Origin of the sequence: Janthinobacterium sp. MP5059B, from assembly GCF_001758645.1 — a bacterium.
Taxonomy (GTDB): domain Bacteria; phylum Pseudomonadota; class Gammaproteobacteria; order Burkholderiales; family Burkholderiaceae_D; genus Janthinobacterium; species Janthinobacterium lividum.
The window spans coordinates 129,366-144,763 of the sequence record NZ_LRHX01000009.1; the positions used below are offsets into that span (position 1 = coordinate 129,366).

Annotated in this window: 14 protein-coding genes; 2 read left to right on the forward strand and 12 right to left on the reverse strand. The window is 64.5% G+C overall.

The features are described 5' to 3' along the window. Nucleotides 1-126 precede the first annotated feature (126 nt). The 7 genes from JAB1_RS12495 to JAB1_RS12525 form a co-directional block, all read right to left on the reverse strand. Entirely contained in the window at nucleotides 127-2,970 is a 2,844-nt protein-coding gene (locus tag JAB1_RS12495) for an EAL domain-containing protein (protein ID WP_254672074.1), read from the reverse strand. A 134-nt stretch (nucleotides 2,971-3,104) separates the two neighbouring features. After that, nucleotides 3,105-3,497, reverse strand: a complete 393-nt coding sequence (rbsD, locus tag JAB1_RS12500) for a D-ribose pyranase (RefSeq protein ID WP_034780878.1) — start codon at nucleotides 3,495-3,497, stop codon at nucleotides 3,105-3,107. Between the two features lie 13 nt (nucleotides 3,498-3,510). Further along, a complete protein-coding gene (gene rbsK, locus JAB1_RS12505; protein WP_070257812.1) occupies nucleotides 3,511-4,419 on the reverse strand; it encodes a ribokinase in 909 nt (302 codons plus the stop codon). Continuing rightward, on the reverse strand, nucleotides 4,416-5,474 hold the full coding sequence (locus tag JAB1_RS12510; RefSeq protein ID WP_070280140.1) for a LacI family DNA-binding transcriptional regulator: 1,059 nt from the start codon (nucleotides 5,472-5,474) through the stop codon (nucleotides 4,416-4,418). The genes rbsK and JAB1_RS12510 overlap by 4 nt, the downstream gene beginning before the upstream one ends. Nucleotides 5,475-5,488: 14 nt before the next feature. Beyond that, on the reverse strand, nucleotides 5,489-6,460 hold the full coding sequence (locus JAB1_RS12515) for an ABC transporter permease (protein WP_034780885.1): 972 nt from the start codon (nucleotides 6,458-6,460) through the stop codon (nucleotides 5,489-5,491). 18 nt (nucleotides 6,461-6,478) lie between these two features. Beyond that, nucleotides 6,479-8,029, reverse strand: coding sequence for a sugar ABC transporter ATP-binding protein (locus tag JAB1_RS12520; RefSeq protein WP_052140025.1), 1,551 nt, complete (start codon nucleotides 8,027-8,029; stop codon nucleotides 6,479-6,481). An 84-nt stretch (nucleotides 8,030-8,113) separates the two neighbouring features. Then, on the reverse strand, nucleotides 8,114-9,049 hold the full coding sequence (locus JAB1_RS12525) for a sugar ABC transporter substrate-binding protein (protein WP_225317250.1): 936 nt from the start codon (nucleotides 9,047-9,049) through the stop codon (nucleotides 8,114-8,116). A gap of 272 nt (nucleotides 9,050-9,321) precedes the next feature. Between JAB1_RS12525 and JAB1_RS12530 the strand changes: the two genes are divergently transcribed. Beyond that, entirely contained in the window at nucleotides 9,322-10,053 is a 732-nt protein-coding gene (locus JAB1_RS12530; protein WP_070280141.1) for a DUF4261 domain-containing protein, read from the forward strand. On the opposite strand, the gene JAB1_RS12535 is transcribed toward JAB1_RS12530, so the two are convergent. From JAB1_RS12535 to JAB1_RS12555, 5 genes are all read right to left on the reverse strand, one after another. Continuing rightward, complete coding sequence (locus JAB1_RS12535; protein ID WP_070280142.1) at nucleotides 10,023-10,928, reverse strand: EamA family transporter; 906 nt, start codon at nucleotides 10,926-10,928, stop codon at nucleotides 10,023-10,025. The genes JAB1_RS12530 and JAB1_RS12535 overlap by 31 nt on opposite strands. 162 nt (nucleotides 10,929-11,090) lie before the next feature. Further along, a complete protein-coding gene (locus JAB1_RS12540; RefSeq protein ID WP_070280143.1) occupies nucleotides 11,091-12,170 on the reverse strand; it encodes a zinc ribbon domain-containing protein in 1,080 nt (359 codons plus the stop codon). A gap of 8 nt (nucleotides 12,171-12,178) precedes the next feature. Next, nucleotides 12,179-13,294 (reverse strand): zinc ribbon domain-containing protein, encoded by a 1,116-nt coding sequence (locus JAB1_RS12545; protein WP_139144538.1) that lies wholly within the window; start codon nucleotides 13,292-13,294, stop codon nucleotides 12,179-12,181. A gap of 66 nt (nucleotides 13,295-13,360) precedes the next feature. After that, nucleotides 13,361-14,086, reverse strand: a complete 726-nt coding sequence (locus JAB1_RS12550; RefSeq protein ID WP_139144539.1) for a hypothetical protein — start codon at nucleotides 14,084-14,086, stop codon at nucleotides 13,361-13,363. Between the two features lie 49 nt (nucleotides 14,087-14,135). After that, nucleotides 14,136-14,945 (reverse strand): hypothetical protein, encoded by an 810-nt coding sequence (locus tag JAB1_RS12555; RefSeq protein ID WP_254672082.1) that lies wholly within the window; start codon nucleotides 14,943-14,945, stop codon nucleotides 14,136-14,138. Between the two features lie 40 nt (nucleotides 14,946-14,985). Between JAB1_RS12555 and JAB1_RS30280 the strand changes: the two genes are divergently transcribed. Then, complete coding sequence (locus tag JAB1_RS30280; protein WP_070280147.1) at nucleotides 14,986-15,300, forward strand: hypothetical protein; 315 nt, start codon at nucleotides 14,986-14,988, stop codon at nucleotides 15,298-15,300. The last annotated feature ends 98 nt before the right edge of the window (nucleotides 15,301-15,398 follow it).

The window sequence follows — 15,398 nt, forward strand, 5'->3', positions numbered from 1 at the left end:
ACCCGGTGTAGGTACCGGTGACAGCAAAGCCGGGCGCAGGCGCCAGCCCGTCGAGTATAAGCCCGTTCAAGCCGGGAGCCCTGTCCCGCAGGCTTGCGTCAGATCTGGTGGCCGGCGACGCCTGTTTCAAGGGTGCAAGGGCCGCTGCGCATGCAGCAGGGCATCGAACGCTTCGATGGTCAGCGGCGGCGCAAACAGCTCGCCTTGCGCAAAATCGCAGCCGATCTCCAGCAGCCGCGCGCGCTGCTCTTCGGTCTCCACCCCTTCGGCAATGACCTGCAAACCCAGCTTGTGGGCCATGGTGACGATGGCTTCGCACAGCACCAGTTCGCTGGCACCGGGCGCCAGCTTGCGCACCAGCACGCCATCGAGCTTCAGGTAATCGATGCCGCACTGCTGCAGCTGCGTCAGCGAGGCATGGCCGCTGCCGAAGTCGTCGAGGGCGATCTGCAGGCCCGCTTCGCGCAAGTGCTGCAAGCGGGGCGCCATGCTATTGCCGCTAGGTAAAAGTACATCTTCGCGCATGTCGAGCACGATGGCCGAGGCCGGCACATCGAGCGCCATCAGCTGGCGCAGCCAGGTGCCGGGCGCCTCCACTTCGCGCTGCAGCTCCAGCGGCGACTGGTTCAGGCACAGTTGCAGGCCCGGCAAACCGATGGCATGGCCTTGCGCGCGCCAGTGCAGCAGTTGCGCGGCCGCCGTGTGCAGCACCCAGTCGCCGATCTCCACGATCAGGCCGCTGCTTTCGGCCAGCGCCAGGAAATCCGGCGGGCAGACCACACCCCGCTGCGGATGGTGCCAGCGCAGCAAGGCTTCCGCCTTGGCAAGCTTGCCGCTATGCAGCTCGACGATGGGCTGGTAATACAGCTGCATCTGCTGTTCCCGCAGGGCCGTGCGCAAATCCGCCCCCATGCGCATGCGGTTGACGGCCGCCACCTGCATGGCAGGCGTAAAGTAACTGTAGCGGTTGCGCCCCGCCCCTTTCGACACATACATGGCCTGGTCCGCCTGCTTGAGCAAGTCCTCGATCGTGCCCGCGTCGTCCGGATACAGGGTGATGCCGATCGAGGCCGAGACGAACGCCTGCTCCTGTCCCAGCAGAAACGGCGCCAGCAAGCCGTCGAGTATCTGCCGCGCGATGCGGTCAACTTGCTGCAGATCATCAAGGTCGGACAGGATTACCGTGAATTCATCGCCACCCAGGCGCGCTACCGTGTCCGTCTCCCGCACGCCCACGCGGATGCGCCGCGCCGCCTCGATCAGCAAGATATCGCCCTGGTGGTGGCCCAGGGTGTCGTTGACTTCCTTGAAGTGGTCGAGGTCGATGAACAGGATGGCCACGCGGCTCGCATCGCGCCGCCCCTGGGCCAGCGCCTGGCGCAAGCGCTCGTGGAACATGCGCCGGTTCGGCAATTGCGTCAGGGTATCGAAATTGGCTTGCTGCCAGATCAGCGCTTCCGTTTGCCGCTTGTCCGTCACGTCTTCCAGCATGCACAGGTGGTGCGGGCCGCCGTGACGCGCCGTGGCGATGGCCGTCACGGAAGCGTCGACCCACACCACGCCGCCATCGGGCCGCACGATCCGCTTGGCATGGCGAAAGCCTTGCAGACTGCGCGCCAGCAACTGCGCCACCTGCTCTTGCTCGCCGGCCACATCGTCGGGATGGCTGATTTCCATCCAGCTCGTTTGCTTCATGTGTTCCAGGCTGCGCCCGCTGATGGCCAGGTAGCGCGGATTGATGTCGAGAAACTGTCCGCTCACGGTATCGATCAGGGCGATGCCCATGGGCGCTTCCTCGAACATGGTGCGAAAGCGCAATTCTCCCTGGCGGATGGTGTCCTCCGTGCGGCGGCGCTCGCGGGCCAGGTTATTGAAGTGAAAGGCGGCCGACACGGCCAGCAAGCTGCCCGCCAGGCCCAGCGACAGGTACAGCCAGCCCAGATCGGCGCCTGGCACGGCACGGTACAAAAACCCCTTGTAGACGCGGCTGTCCGTGGCATTGCGCGGCAGCACGCCCATGCTGGCATACGTGTCGGCGATGTGCTGCCAGCGCTGGGGATTCATGTAGCCAAGCTCCACCAGCACGGGCTGCAGCAGCAATTCCATCTGCTGCGCCTCGTACAGCAGGTGCGCGCGGTCGTGGCGCTGGCTGTACTTGGCAAGGATCACGCGCGCCATTTCCTCGCGGTGCGCCATCGCATATTGCCAGCCGCGCAAGCTGGCCGCGCGGAACGCTTTGACCCGTTCGGGATGGCGGCGCATTTCGTGCTCGCTGGTAAACAAGTTGTCGCCGTAGAAATCGATGCCGGCCGTGCGCGGCGTAAACTGGTAGTAGGAAAAGCCCGCCCGGTCCAGGTAATCCGGTTCGTTGGTGGAATATGCGGCAATCGCATCGACCTTGCCATCGATCAAATCCTCGATACGGTAGCTGGGCAGCAAGTGGCGCATCTGTTGCGGCGCGACGCCCATTTTCGCCAGGAACAGCGACACTTCATCGGCTGCAAGCGCCACGTCGGTGGCCGCACCGATCATGACGGGCGCCCCCACCAGCTTGCGCACGTCGGGCGCGCCGCCATGCTGGCGCATCAGCAGCACGCTGGGCGAATGCTGGAACACCACGGCCAGCACCACCACGGGCTTGCCCGCCAGCCGGCTGAGCAACAAGCTGCTGTTGCCCACGCCATACTCGGCCTGGCCCGTCAGCACGGCCGCCTCGGCCAGCCGTCCGCCACCGCCTTCGACCAGCTTGACCTCCAGCCCCGCCTCGCGGTAATAGCCTTGCTCGATGGCCGCATAATAGCCGGCGAACTGGAACTGGTGCGTGAAATTGAGTTGCAGGGTAACGGGTTCCAGCGCCCGGGCTGGTGTGGCCAGGCACAGCAGCAGGAGGAAAAAGCCGCGCCAGCCGTGCGCCAGCCTGCCGGCGAGCGGCAAGACAAAGCGGAAAGCGTCGGGGGCTTTCATCGGCATGGCGGAACACCACAGGAAGCTGCCGAGCTGGCAGGGGTAAGGCTATTGTAGCCGCCCCTTTTGCCGATGGATAATTATTTCAGTGAGGACAATAGCGTTGATGTTTTTGGCAAACAATTTCGCGTTTGTTTGCGCTAGAACACGACGCCGGCCACCAAAATCACGTTGGCGTACGGACTGCACTCGCCCGTGCGCACGATGGCGCGCGCGCCCTTGCTCAATTGCTTGAACTCGTCGTGCGTCACCTGGCGCGCATCGGGCAAAGCCAGGGCCGCCACCTGCGCCGCCATGGCCGGATTATGCTGCGGCAACTCGCTGGCGAGCAAATGGTATTCCACCTGCATTTCGCTTAATACCGTGTTGACGGTATCGATGAAGCCGGGGATGCCGCGCGTCAGGGCCAGGTCGATCAGGGGCACGCCCGGTTGCGACGGCAAGCCCGCGTCGCCGATGACGAGCATGTCGCCATGGCCCAGCGACGCGATCAGTTGCGACAGTGCGATATTGAGCAGCGGTGATTTTTTCATGGGCGTGGTGTCGTTAGAACAGCTCGTGCAAGTGGGGGATCGACGTTTGCGCGCCGGGCTTGGTGACGCTCCAGGCGGCCGCGCGCTGGCCTTGCTGGATCGCTTCCGCCTCGTCCATGCCGGATGCCAGGCCTGCCACAAAACCGCCGATGAAGGTGTCGCCGGCGGCCGTCGTATCGACGGCTTTCACCACTTCGGCGGGGAAGGTGAAGTCGCCGCCGTACAGGGCCGCGTGCACGCCCTTGGAACCGAGGGTGATGATGACGTTGTCGCTGCCCAGCTTTTGCAGCGCGGCGGCCAGCGCCTTGGCATCCGCGCCTTCCGGGCTGACGCCGGCCAGCATGGCCGCTTCGATTTCATTCGGGATCAGGTAGTCGACCAGTTCCAGCACGCCTTCCGGCAGGCTGGCGGCCGGGGCCGGGTTCAGCACCACGGTCTTGCCCAGCGAACGGGCCAGCTTGATCGCGTGCACGACGGTAGCCATCGGCGTTTCCAGCTGCAGCACGACAATATCCGCCTGTTCGATCAAGCCTTGCGCAGCGTCGATGTGCGCAGGGCTGAGCAGATCGTTGGCGCCGCCGGCGATGACGATGCTGTTCTGGCCGTTGTCGTCCACCAGGATGGAAGCGATGCCGGACGCCACGCCCGGCAAGGTGGTGATGTGGCTATCGATGATGCCGTCGCCCACCAGCGCCGCGCGCAAGGTCGTACCAAACGCGTCGTCGCCCACGCAAGCGACCATGGCCACTTGCTGGGCGCCCGCCACCTTGCCGCTCAGGCGGGCGCAGGCGACGGCCTGGTTGGCGCCCTTGCCGCCAGGAATGGTTCGAAAAGCGCCGCCCGTCAGGGTTTCGCCGGGGAGGGGCATGCGCGGCACGCGCAAGACCAGGTCCATATTGATGCTGCCGATAACCACGATCATGATGTCATTCCCATCAGTTCAGTTGCAGGTGAAGAAGTAGGTGCGGAAGAAGTTACAGCGGCAGCCACGCTGGAGCCGCGCACGTGCAGTGCGGGCGCAATGCTGCGCTGCTGGCGCGGCAAGGCGGGATCGGCGATGCGCGCCAGCAGGCAGGCGGCCGTGATGCGGCCCAGTTCGCGCGTATTTTGCGCCACGCTGGTCAAGGCCGGATGCACGAAGCTGGCCAGGTCGATATCGTCGAAGCCGACGACGGCCAGTTCGCCCGGCACGGCAATCCCGCGCTCGGCGGCGGCGCGCAAGGCGCCGAAGGCCATCAAGTCATTGCAGCAGAACAAGGCGTCCGGGCGCTGGCCTGGCGGCAGCGCCAGCAAGTCCAGCGCGGCCGCATAGCCGCCCGCACTCGTAAAATCGCCATGGCGGCACAGCGTATCGGCCAGAGCCACGCCCGCGTCCGCCATGGCGCCGCGCATGCCGGCTATGCGTTCATTCGAGATGCTCACTTCACGGGGACCGGCGATGCAGGCGAGGCGCCGGCGTCCCAGCTCCAGCAGATGGCGCGCGGCAAGGGCACCGCCGGCGCGGTTGTCGACGGCCACGGCATCGATGGACAGGTCGCTGGGCGCGCGGTCGAGCAGCACGGCCGGCACCTTCATCTTGCGCAGCAATTCGCCATCGCTGTCGGCCAGCGCGGACAGAATCAGGCCGTCGCAGCGCTTGGTCAGCAGCACGTTCAGATAGTCGCGCTGCTTGACGGGGTCGTCATCGGAATTGCACAGGATCACGCTGTAGCCGGCCGCGTAGCAACTGTCCTCGATGCCGCGCGCCACTTCCGAAAAATACGGGTTCGTATTATTCGGAATGATCAGGCCGATAGTGCCCGTGCTGCGACTGCGCAGGGAACGCGCCAGCGCGCTGGGCACGTAATGCAATTGCTCCGCCGCCGCCAGCACAGCGCGGCGCGCCTCTTCGCTGACGGGGCGGGTATTGTTGAGGACGTGCGAGACGGTGGTAAACGACACCCCCGCCGCCTGCGCCACTTGCTTGATGGTTGCCATGGGCGATGTGGCGCTTAGGCGCGTTCGCCGCGGCGGCGGTAGGTGTCGAGCACCACGGCCGCGACGATCACCAGGCCCGTGACGATGCGTTTCACGGGTTCGGACACGCCCACTTGCGCCAGGCCCGCTTCCAGCACGGAAATGATCAATACGCCGATAAAGGTGCTGATGACGGAACCGCGCCCACCCATCAGGCTCGTGCCGCCGATCACGACGGCGGCGATCACTTGCAATTCCATGCCCACGCCGCCGTTCGGGTCGGCCGCTTCCAGGCGCGACACCTGGAACAGCGCGCCCACGCCGGCGAGAAAGCCCATCAAGGCAAACACCAGTACTTTCGACGGTTTTGTATTGATGCCGGACAAACGCACGGCTTCTTCATTCGTGCCGATGCCGATCCAGTGGCGTCCCAGCACCGTGCGCGTGAGCACCAGGTGGCCGATGACAACGATGGCGATCGAGGCGATGAAAGCGGGCGACAGGCCAAACGCGATCGGCGAACTGATGCCGTCAACGGCGCTGCCGATGTATTCCGTGCGCGAGTTCGTCACTTGATACGCCAGGCCCCGTGCCATTTCCAGCACGCCCAGGGACACGATGAACGAGGGAATGCGCCAGCCGACGGAAATCAGGCCCGTGGTGGCGCCGCACAGGGCGGCGACGAACATGCCCAGCAGGGCGGCGCTCCACACGGGCCAGCCCCAGTGCACGACGGCCAGCGACAGCACGGAAGCGGCCAGCGCCATCACGGAACCGACCGATAAATCGATGCCGCCGATGATCAGCACGAACGTCATGCCGACCGCCATCACCACCAGGGTCGGGATGTTGTTCGACAGGGTGCTCAAGGTCGCCAGGGTAAAGAAGTTTTCGCTGGCAAACGAGAACAGCACGCACATGGCGACCAGGGCGCCGATCAGGCCCGCATAGTTTTTCAGGTCGGCCAGGCTGCGCTGCAGATACGAAGGAGAGGAATTGGTGGTCATGGGAATCTTTCCGGCGGATCAGGCCGCAGCTGGAGTGGAAGTGGGGGTCAAATAGCCGGAGAAGGCGGCCGACAGCAGGGCGTCCTGGCTCCAGGCGCCGCGCTCGAAGGTGTCGACGATGCTGCCCGCGCTCATGACGGCGATGCGGTCGCAGATCAGCATCAGTTCGCGCAAGTCGCTCGAGACGATGACGAGGCCCTTGCCCTGGCGCGCCTGTTCGGCCAGCACCTGATAAATATCAAACTTGGCGCCGATATCGATGCCGCGCGTGGGCTCGTCGAACAGCATCACGGGGCAGTCGCGGTACAGCCAGCGGGCGATCACCACCTTTTGCTGGTTGCCGCCGGACAGCTCGGCCACCGTTTGCGCGCTGTTGCGCGAGCGGATGCCCAGGCGTTGGATATAGTCGTCGGCCACCGATGCTTCGGCCGTATCGCTGAGCCAGCCGGCGCCGCTGACGGTGTCGAGCGAGGCGAGGGTCGTGTTGACGGCAATCGACTGGCGCAGCAACAAGCCCTGGCCCTTGCGGTCTTCCGTGATCATGGCGATGCCCGCTTTCACTGCGGCCTGCGGCGAGTGCAAGGCGGCGGGCGTCGCGCTGTCGCCGAGGAACACCTCGCCGGCGTCTGCGCGGTCGGCGCCAAAGATCAGGCGCAGCAATTCCGTGCGGCCCGAGCCGATCAGGCCGGCGATACCGAGGATCTCGCCGGCGCGCAAGTCGAACGAGGTCGGGTTGACGACCTTGCCGCGCGCCAAGCCCCGCACGCGCAGCAGCGGCGCGCCGATGGTGCGGCCGCTCAAGTCGACGGCATCGTCGGCCGAGCGGCCCACCATCAGGCTGACCAGGTCGGCGGCGGAGTGGCCCGCGATATCGTCGTCGCACACGAGCTGGCCATCGCGCAGCACGGCGATACGGTCGGCCACGCGCTTGAGTTCTTCCAGGCGGTGGGAAATATAGATGATGCACACGCCGTCGGCTTTCAGGCGTTCGATTTGCAGGAACAGCAATTCCACTTCGCGGTGCGTCAGCATGGCCGTCGGCTCGTCGAGCACCAGCAGGCGGCAGGCGCCGATCAGATTGCGCGCGATCTCGATCATCTGCTGGTGGCCGATGCCCAGTTCGCCGACCAAAGTCCACGGGTCGAGGCCGCCCAGGCCCACTTTCTCCATCTGTTCGCGCGCGTCGCGCTCCAGGCGCGTACGGTCGATGAAACCGAAACGCTGCGGCAGGTTTTTCAGGTACAGGTTTTCCGCGATCGACAGGGTGGGAATCAGATTGAGTTCCTGCATCACCATGCGGATGCCCAGCGCTTCGGCGGCGCCGCGCGAGGCGGGCTGGTAAGGCTTGCCGTCGAGCAGCATCGTGCCCGTGGTGGCTTGTTCCAGGCCGCAGATGATCTTCGACAGCGTGCTCTTGCCCGCGCCGTTCTCTCCCGTCAGCGCCAGCACCTGGCCAGGGGCAAAGCGCAGACCCACGCCACCGAGGACGGGGCCGACATAGGACTTGCCGATGTTGTCGAGCGTTAACAAGGGGATGGCGGCTGGCGCCGGTGAAATGTCGGTGGGCATGATAAAACTCCGCGGTAGTGGCGGCGGGGCCGGCGCCGCCTACTCGGTGAGTACGCAGGCGCCGGCCCCGGCGGGATCAAACGATCAGGACTTGGCGCCCTTGGCGACCAGTTCGACCTTGGTTTCGATGACGCCACCAAGCTCGGCCTGTTTCTTCTTCTGCGCCAGGGCTTTCAGCACGGTCTCGATGCCGAACACGGCTTGCTGCGAACCGAACTGGTCGGCGGTAGCCAGCACGCGGCCATCGGCCAGCATCGGCTTGATGGCGTTGATGTTGTCGTAGCCGACGACGAGCACTTTGCCCGTCTTGCCGGCCGCCTTGATGGCGGAAATGGCGCCGATGGCCATGTTGTCGTTACCGCACAGCAAAGCCTTGATATTCGGATTGGCGTTCAGCATGGCGGCCGCCACCGTATTGGCGGGGGCGATTTCCCACTGGCCCGACTGCACGCTGACGACCTTGGCGCCGGCCGCGTTCATGGCGTCCTGGAAGCCCAGGGTGCGCTGCTGCGCATTGTAGGTGGTCGACACGCCTTCGATGATGCCGACGGGGTCGCCCTTCTTGATCTGCTGGGCCAGGTAATCGCCGACCACCTTGGCGCCCTTGCGGTTGTCCGGGCCGACGAATGGCACGGAAATGCCCTTCTCTTTCAGGGCGCCCGCGTCGAGCTTGTTGTCGATATTGACGACGATGATGCCTGCGTCGATGGCTTTCTTCAGCACCGGCACCAGCGCTTTCGAATCGGCCGGGGCGATCACCAGCGCGTTGACGCGCGAAACGATCATTTGCTCGACCAGCTTGATCTGGCTAGACGTATCCGTTTCATCCTTGATGCCGTTCGACAGCAAGTCGTACTTGGCGGCATTGGCCTTCTGATGCGCCTTGGCGCCATTTTCCATGGTCAGGAAAAATTCATTGGCGAGCGACTTCATCACCAATGCCACCTTTGGTTTGGCTGGCGTTTGCGCCATCGCCGGCACGGCGGGCAAGGCACACACGAGGACAGCGGCGGCAATCATTTTCAGGCGAATACGGGATGTCATGAGCGTCTCCAGAGTTGTTGGTCAAGCACGTGTACTGCATGCTTTTTAGGAAATTCGTTGCGCGCAAACGTTTGCGCGAAGCGAATAGTGCCTCAATGCCCCATACCAGTGCAAGCAAAACTGTATGTGCGGTGCAGCAAAAAAGCGCGGGAACGTCACCATTCACAGAGCGGGCAAGGCTACTTACACTACTCGCCACCTTGCTAGATCATCTAGAATACGGCCTTCTCCAACCGAGACTTTCCCCCATGCACCACACGCTGCCCGCACCACAACTCGTCCTGTGCATCCCTGGTCCTTGGGCGGATCACGACGCACTGCGTCAGGCGATCATGCACAGCGACGACTCATATCTGTTTGCAGGTAGTGTATTGATGCACATGGAATCAGGTTTTAGCTGCACGGTGGTGCAAGAACACGCTGACCCGCGCATGCCACATGCCTTTGCCGCCGTAGGCTACCACTGGCGCGACACGCCCTCCATGCAATTGATCGGCACACACCGGACGGTGGTGTATTTAGAAGGCCAGGGCGGCTCGCGCCCCAACGCCGAGGCGATGATGCTGGCGGCCAGCTGCTTGCTGCAGGCGGGCGGCTTTGGCGTCAAGGTGGAGAGCAGCGGCATCGCGCATGCGCCGGATGCTTGGTTGCACTTTACGCAACATCTACAAATGTTCAGTGCACATACCGCCCTGGTAGCCTATGTCGGTGACGCAGATAACTGCTATACCTGCGGCATGCACAATCTCGGATTGCACGACGCCATCATCACGCGCCACGACTGCGAGTCGCCCGCGCAAGTCTTGCACACCTTTACACACTACCTATTTAGCGAAACGCCCAGCATCCAGGACGGTCAGACTTTCCGCGCAGCGGCGGATGCGCCGCGCTACCGCGTGCACGCGGCCGATGGCCAGCCCTACCCGGACGACGACCTGTTCAGCAATCCCTATGGCATCTGGCGCCTGACAGCGGCCTGATCTGCTACTGGACGGGCGCTGGCCCACTGCACGGCCAGCACGCTGGCCAGTACCAGCAGCAAGCCCAGCATCGACCAGCCCGTCATGGCCTGGCCCAGCAAGGCCCAGCCCAGCACGACGGCCATCAGGGGACTGAGCAGTCCCAGCGAGGACACGGCCACGGGCGACAGGCGGGCGATGCCGCGGAACCACAGCGCATACGCCAGCAGGGCGCCGGCCAGGCACAGGTAGGCATAGGCCAATACTTGCTGCAGCGACAAGGCCGGCAGCGGTGCATCGGCCAGCCAGGCGACGGGCGCCAGCATCAGGCCGCCGAGCAGCAATTGCCAGCCCGTCAGCGCCAGCACGGGCAAGTCCGGCTTCCAGCGCCGCGTCAGGTAGGTGCCGGCCGCCATGCACGCCGTGCCGCCCAGCGCGGCGGCGATGCCGACGGGTTCCCATACCGTGCGCGGCGACAACAATAAAACGCCCATGCCGGCCACGCCCAGCACGCTGGCAAGCAAGGCCAGACGGGCCGGACGGCGCCCTTCCACGCCCCAGGCCAGGCCCATCACCAGCAGCGGCTGGATGGCCCCCACCACGGCCGCCAGGCCGCCCGGCAAGCGGTAGGCGGCCACGAACAGCAAGGCCTGGAACACGCCGATATTCAGCGCGGACAGGAGCAGTACGCGGATCCAGTCGCGCCGCGCGGGTAGGCGCCGCATGAGCAGCAGCAACAGCAAGCCGGCCGGCAGCACGCGGATCAGGGCCGCCGTGAAGGGCCGGTCCGGCGGCAGCAGTTCGGACGTGACGATGTATGTGGAACCCCAGATCAGGGGCGCCAGCGCCGTGAGCAGAATGTCGCCCCAGGCGGGACGGACGAAGGAAGAGGCCATACAACTATCTCGATATTAAGATAAAGCGAGTGTGGGCGCGAACTATCTTGATGTCAAGATAAATCATTCGCTGCACCATCGGCTGACAAGCGTAAAAAAGCCCGGCATGGCCGGGCTCCGCGAAGGATACACGGCGGCAAGCTGCACCGCCTGGATCGCCGCTTAATCGCGCATGCGCCGCAGGGTCGTCACCCGCATGCCGCCCATGCTGATCTGCGCCGTGCTGCCATCGTCGCTGACGATAATGTCCATGGCCGCTTCGCCCGCGCCTTCCGGCGCGATCGTCACGGTATTGCCCTTGGTGGTGAAGGTGGCCTTGGTCGACGTCCCGTTATTGATCACGCTGTCACTTGTAAATTCCAGGACATTGCCCATCGCCGCCTGCCATTTCCCCACCGCTGGGTGGCCGCCAAAGCGGAACGCGCTCTTCAGCTTGTCCAGCATGCCCGCGCCCTGCCCGGCCGGCGCTGTGCCTATCACACCGGTCATGGCCGCCTGGCTCATCTGCGCTTCGTCGATGACTTGCCATTGCTTGTCGACCAGCGCCAGCGGCAACCGCACTTCCAGGTCGCCATCCGGCAAGCGTTGCAGGATCAGCGCGCGGTCCGCCGACTTGGCGAACCATGCCGCCTCATCGGTCAATGCCAAGGTGGCCTTGGCCATCGCCACGTGCTGTGCGCCCAGGTCGCGCACCTGATCGTAGCCGCTGACCTTGGCCACTTTCACGCCCTTGGCCACGCACAGCTTGTCGCCGCGCAAGGCCGCCTTGCCCGGCGCGGCCAGCGCGTAGACAAATTGCGATTGCGCAACCCAGCCACCGCTGCTTTGTTCCACGGGAGCGCTGTACAGTCCGCTACGCACGAGAATATCCAGCCATTGCCGGGTAGAAGTGTCGTACGACGCCACGCGGATCTCTTCCTTCTGGTACGGCAAGTTGGTGAGGCACAGCAGCTTGTCGCGCACCGCCTCGTCGGCCGCCAGGTGAGTATCGATGGCGCGGCTGAAACTGCTGGCCGAGGCAGCCTCTGGCGCCAGCAGCCACGCCAGGGCGCCACCGGCCACGATGACCACCGCCAGCGCACCGCCGGCAAGGATGAGGTTGCGCCGCTGCACACCAGCCGGCCTGGCCGGCGCGGCGGGCGCCGGCGCGGCTGCTGCGGCGTTCACGGCCTTGCCGCATTCATCGCAGAAGCGCGCGCCGGGGACATAGGCGGTGCCGCATTTGGTGCAGAAGTGAGCCATGATATGCCTTACTTGAGTTTATGCGCGCATTCGCCGCAGAACACGTCATCGGACGCGACCGGTGCCTTGCAGCTTGGGCATTGCAGGCTGTCAACAGGTACGGCCGCCGGCGTGGCAGGTGCGGCTGGGGCAGTCGCCTGCTCGGCCAGGGCGCGCGCGCGTTCACGCGCTTCCTCGGCTTTTTTCTTGACCGTCGCCAGGCCGTCGTTCAGGCTTGCTTCCGAGGCGCTGAAATCGACATTGCGCGTAGCGTTCAGGTAAATGATGCACACGCCCTTGGTAAAGATCAGGCCAGGCACTACGGCCGCAGCCGCCAGCAGCAAGCCGCCGCCCAGGCCGGCTGCGATGATGTAGCCGGAACCGCCACTCAGACCCGAAGCCAGGGAATACATGTTCATCTGGCCGCCCAGGCCCAGGATGCCTGCGGACATGCCGCTGGTCAGCGACACGCCGGTACCGAGCACACCAAAGATCAGCAGGGCCACAAACGAGGTGATCAGGAACAGCAGCACTTCCAGCAGGATCACGGACACCAGCTTGGTGCGCACGATCAGGTTCAGGCGGGCAATGATCTGGAACACGGTGGCGCCCGACCAGGCGGCAGGGCCGGCCAGCGGCAGCATCACGTAGAACAGCGCAAACACCAGCACGCCCAGCACGATGGCCGACAGCGGGAAAACGACCGTGTACAGCACGGGGCCGAGCACGGGAATCTTGCACACGAACAAGATGATGGCGATGGCGATCATGGCCGCCAGCACGATCAAGAATTCAAGGAAGACGACCGCGATCAGGCGGTGGCTCGTGTACAGCGAAACGAGCACGGCATCGACCAGGCTCATGCCCGGCTGGCCTTGCGCATCGCGCATCAGCAGGATGCCTACGGCGTTGGAACCGTAGAACATCACGAGGAAGGCCATCAAGCCGCCGAAAAAGGCCAGCAGCGGACTGCTCATGCCGCCGGCAAGCGTCGCCAGCACGCCACCGACGAGCACGGCGCCGATGAAGGTCAGGGCCAGCAAGGCAATCGCGCGGAAGTTCTTGATGGCATCGGTCGCTTCGATCAGCGACCCCACGGCGGAAGAAAAGGGAAGAGGGTTATGTGCTTCGGTGGAAGTGGTCATGTAAAGCCTAGTGGAAATGAATCGGGAATGGAGCGGCATGCCGGGCCGCCCCGTGGTACCAAGGTGTTAGTAGGCGAGCGCCAGTTGCAGTTCGCTCGCGGGCGCCTGGCGCTGGACGATCTGCAGCTTGACGTCCTGGCCGCCGACGCGCTTGCTATTCAGGTACAGGGCCGTGCGCACCGGGTAAATGCCCTGCGGTACGCCTTCCGGCATGGGAATCGAGAAGCCGCCCTTGTAGGCGCCGCTGCCGTTATTGCTGCTGACCACCTTGCGCACGGTCTTGATCAAGTCGCCATTTGGCTTGTACAGGCTCAATTCCTCTTCCACCAACGGGTTCGGATCGCGCGTGCCGGCCGCCACTTCGATATACGAATTGGTCTGCGCCTTCTGGCCCGGACGCACGGACGCCGGCGTAAAGCCCGTCTCGTATTTCACCAGGGTCGACTGCTCGGGCAACTTGCCCTTGTTGGCCACCTTGTAGTCGGTCTGCACCTGCTGCGCCGTCTTGACTTGCTGGCTTTGATAATTCAAGGCCACGCAGGCGAGCGCGCCCAGGCTGGCGCCCAGCGCCGCGCCGCGCACGGTATTGTTGCCACCGCCCAGCAAGCCGCCCACGACGGCGCCGATGCCGGCCAGCATGGCCGTATTGCATTCGCCGCTGGCCGCTTCCGTGCCGGCGGCGGTGCTATTGCCGGTGGCGCCAGGGCCGCCCGGTGCGGCGCAGCCGGCCAGCATCGAGGACACGACCAGCATCGCCACCAGGGGCTTGGCCATTTGGTTCAAGTTTTTCACGTTATTCTCCGGAAAGATCAAAATAGGAATGGAAGGCAAGCAGCGCGGCTTACTCGATCTGGATTTGCGACAGCGCCTTGTCCTGCGCTTCTTTCGCCTTGCGCTTGATGTCGAGCGCGTAGCGGTTGCCCGTGTCCATGCGCAACACGGCATTCGCGTTGGCAATGGCACAATCGTATTTGCGCTGGCTCATGCAATGGCTCGCTTCCGACAGGCTGTCCGTGATCACGCTTTCGAGACCGGAAGGCTTGCTGGCAGGCGCGGCCGGCGGCGTCACCTTGACGGGCTTGGCTGGTTTTTCCACGACGGGTGCCGGTGCAGGTGCCGGCTCGGGTGCCGGTGCAGGTGCCGGATCGGGTGCCGGAGCAGGCACCGGTGCAGGCGCTGCCGCCGGTACTGGCGCGGGTTCGTCCGCAGCCGCGGCAGGTGTCGCGGCAAAATCGGCCGTCGCGGGGCCATCGAGCGCAGGGTCGCTGATGGCCAGCGGCTGCTCGGCGGCAGGCGCAGGGTCTTCCAGCGCGGGCAAGGCTGGAGCGGGTTCGGATGCCGGTGCAGCTGGCTTGCCGGACAAGAAATAGTAAGCGCCCGCACCGCCCAGCAGCACCACCGCGGCGACGGCTGCGGCGACCAGTTTCATGCGGTTGCCGCCCGTTTGGCTGTCAACCGGCATGTCGGGAACGTTGTCTGCCACGGGTGCGGGAGTGGCTTCTGGTTCCGGTGCAGGCACGGGATCGGCACGGCGCTTTTCCAGCACGGGCGGTGGCGGCGGCGCGACTGGCGCCGGGATGGAAACGGGAATCGGTTCCGGGACAGCTTCCGCGACCACTTCTGCCACAGGCACGGGCTCAGGAACGAACACACGCACTGGTTCAGGAATCGGCTCAGGAATAACCTCAGGAATGGGCTCAATAATCGGCTCAAGAGCCGGTGCCGGCGACGCCACTGGCGCCACGGCAAAGCTGAATGCGCACTTGGGGCAGAACTTGGCATCGGGCTTGCAGTCATGGCCGCATTGCCTACAGGCTTTGCCCGGCAGCGGGGCGGCGGCAGGAGCGGCGGCAAACGTCGTGCCGCAGGAAGAACAGAATTTTGCGCCCGGCTTATTCTCGGCCTGGCAGGAAAGGCATTTCAATTGGCATCTCTTTTCATCTAAACACTGGGTGGCGCGTACGCTGGCGCTTGCCAGAATGGCAGCTTTGTTGCCGTACGGCTAAATATCCAACGAGTATATTTTCAAACACTGAGTTGCCACAAGGGAAAATTGCCTTTTGCTCTATTCATTTTTTAAATATTGGTAAAAATCCTGCTGCCA

Excerpts from the sequence above, each read along its gene's own strand:
- JAB1_RS30280 (WP_070280147.1), top strand. The coding sequence starts at position 14,986 with ATGGGCTCAATAATCGGCTCAAGAGCCGGTGCCGGCGACGCCACTGGC.
- JAB1_RS12495 (WP_254672074.1), bottom strand. The coding sequence starts at position 2,970 with ATGCCGATGAAAGCCCCCGACGCTTTCCGCTTTGTCTTGCCGCTCGCC.
- JAB1_RS12535 (WP_070280142.1), bottom strand. The coding sequence starts at position 10,928 with ATGGCCTCTTCCTTCGTCCGTCCCGCCTGGGGCGACATTCTGCTCACG.
- JAB1_RS12510 (WP_070280140.1), bottom strand. The coding sequence starts at position 5,474 with ATGGCAACCATCAAGCAAGTGGCGCAGGCGGCGGGGGTGTCGTTTACC.
- JAB1_RS12540 (WP_070280143.1), bottom strand. The coding sequence starts at position 12,170 with ATGGCTCACTTCTGCACCAAATGCGGCACCGCCTATGTCCCCGGCGCG.
- JAB1_RS12545 (WP_139144538.1), bottom strand. The coding sequence starts at position 13,294 with ATGACCACTTCCACCGAAGCACATAACCCTCTTCCCTTTTCTTCCGCC.
- JAB1_RS12530 (WP_070280141.1), top strand. The coding sequence starts at position 9,322 with ATGCACCACACGCTGCCCGCACCACAACTCGTCCTGTGCATCCCTGGT.
- JAB1_RS12515 (WP_034780885.1), bottom strand. The coding sequence starts at position 6,460 with ATGACCACCAATTCCTCTCCTTCGTATCTGCAGCGCAGCCTGGCCGAC.
- rbsD (WP_034780878.1), bottom strand. The coding sequence starts at position 3,497 with ATGAAAAAATCACCGCTGCTCAATATCGCACTGTCGCAACTGATCGCG.
- JAB1_RS12525 (WP_225317250.1), bottom strand. The coding sequence starts at position 9,049 with ATGATTGCCGCCGCTGTCCTCGTGTGTGCCTTGCCCGCCGTGCCGGCG.
- rbsK (WP_070257812.1), bottom strand. The coding sequence starts at position 4,419 with ATGATCGTGGTTATCGGCAGCATCAATATGGACCTGGTCTTGCGCGTG.
- JAB1_RS12520 (WP_052140025.1), bottom strand. The coding sequence starts at position 8,029 with ATGCCCACCGACATTTCACCGGCGCCAGCCGCCATCCCCTTGTTAACG.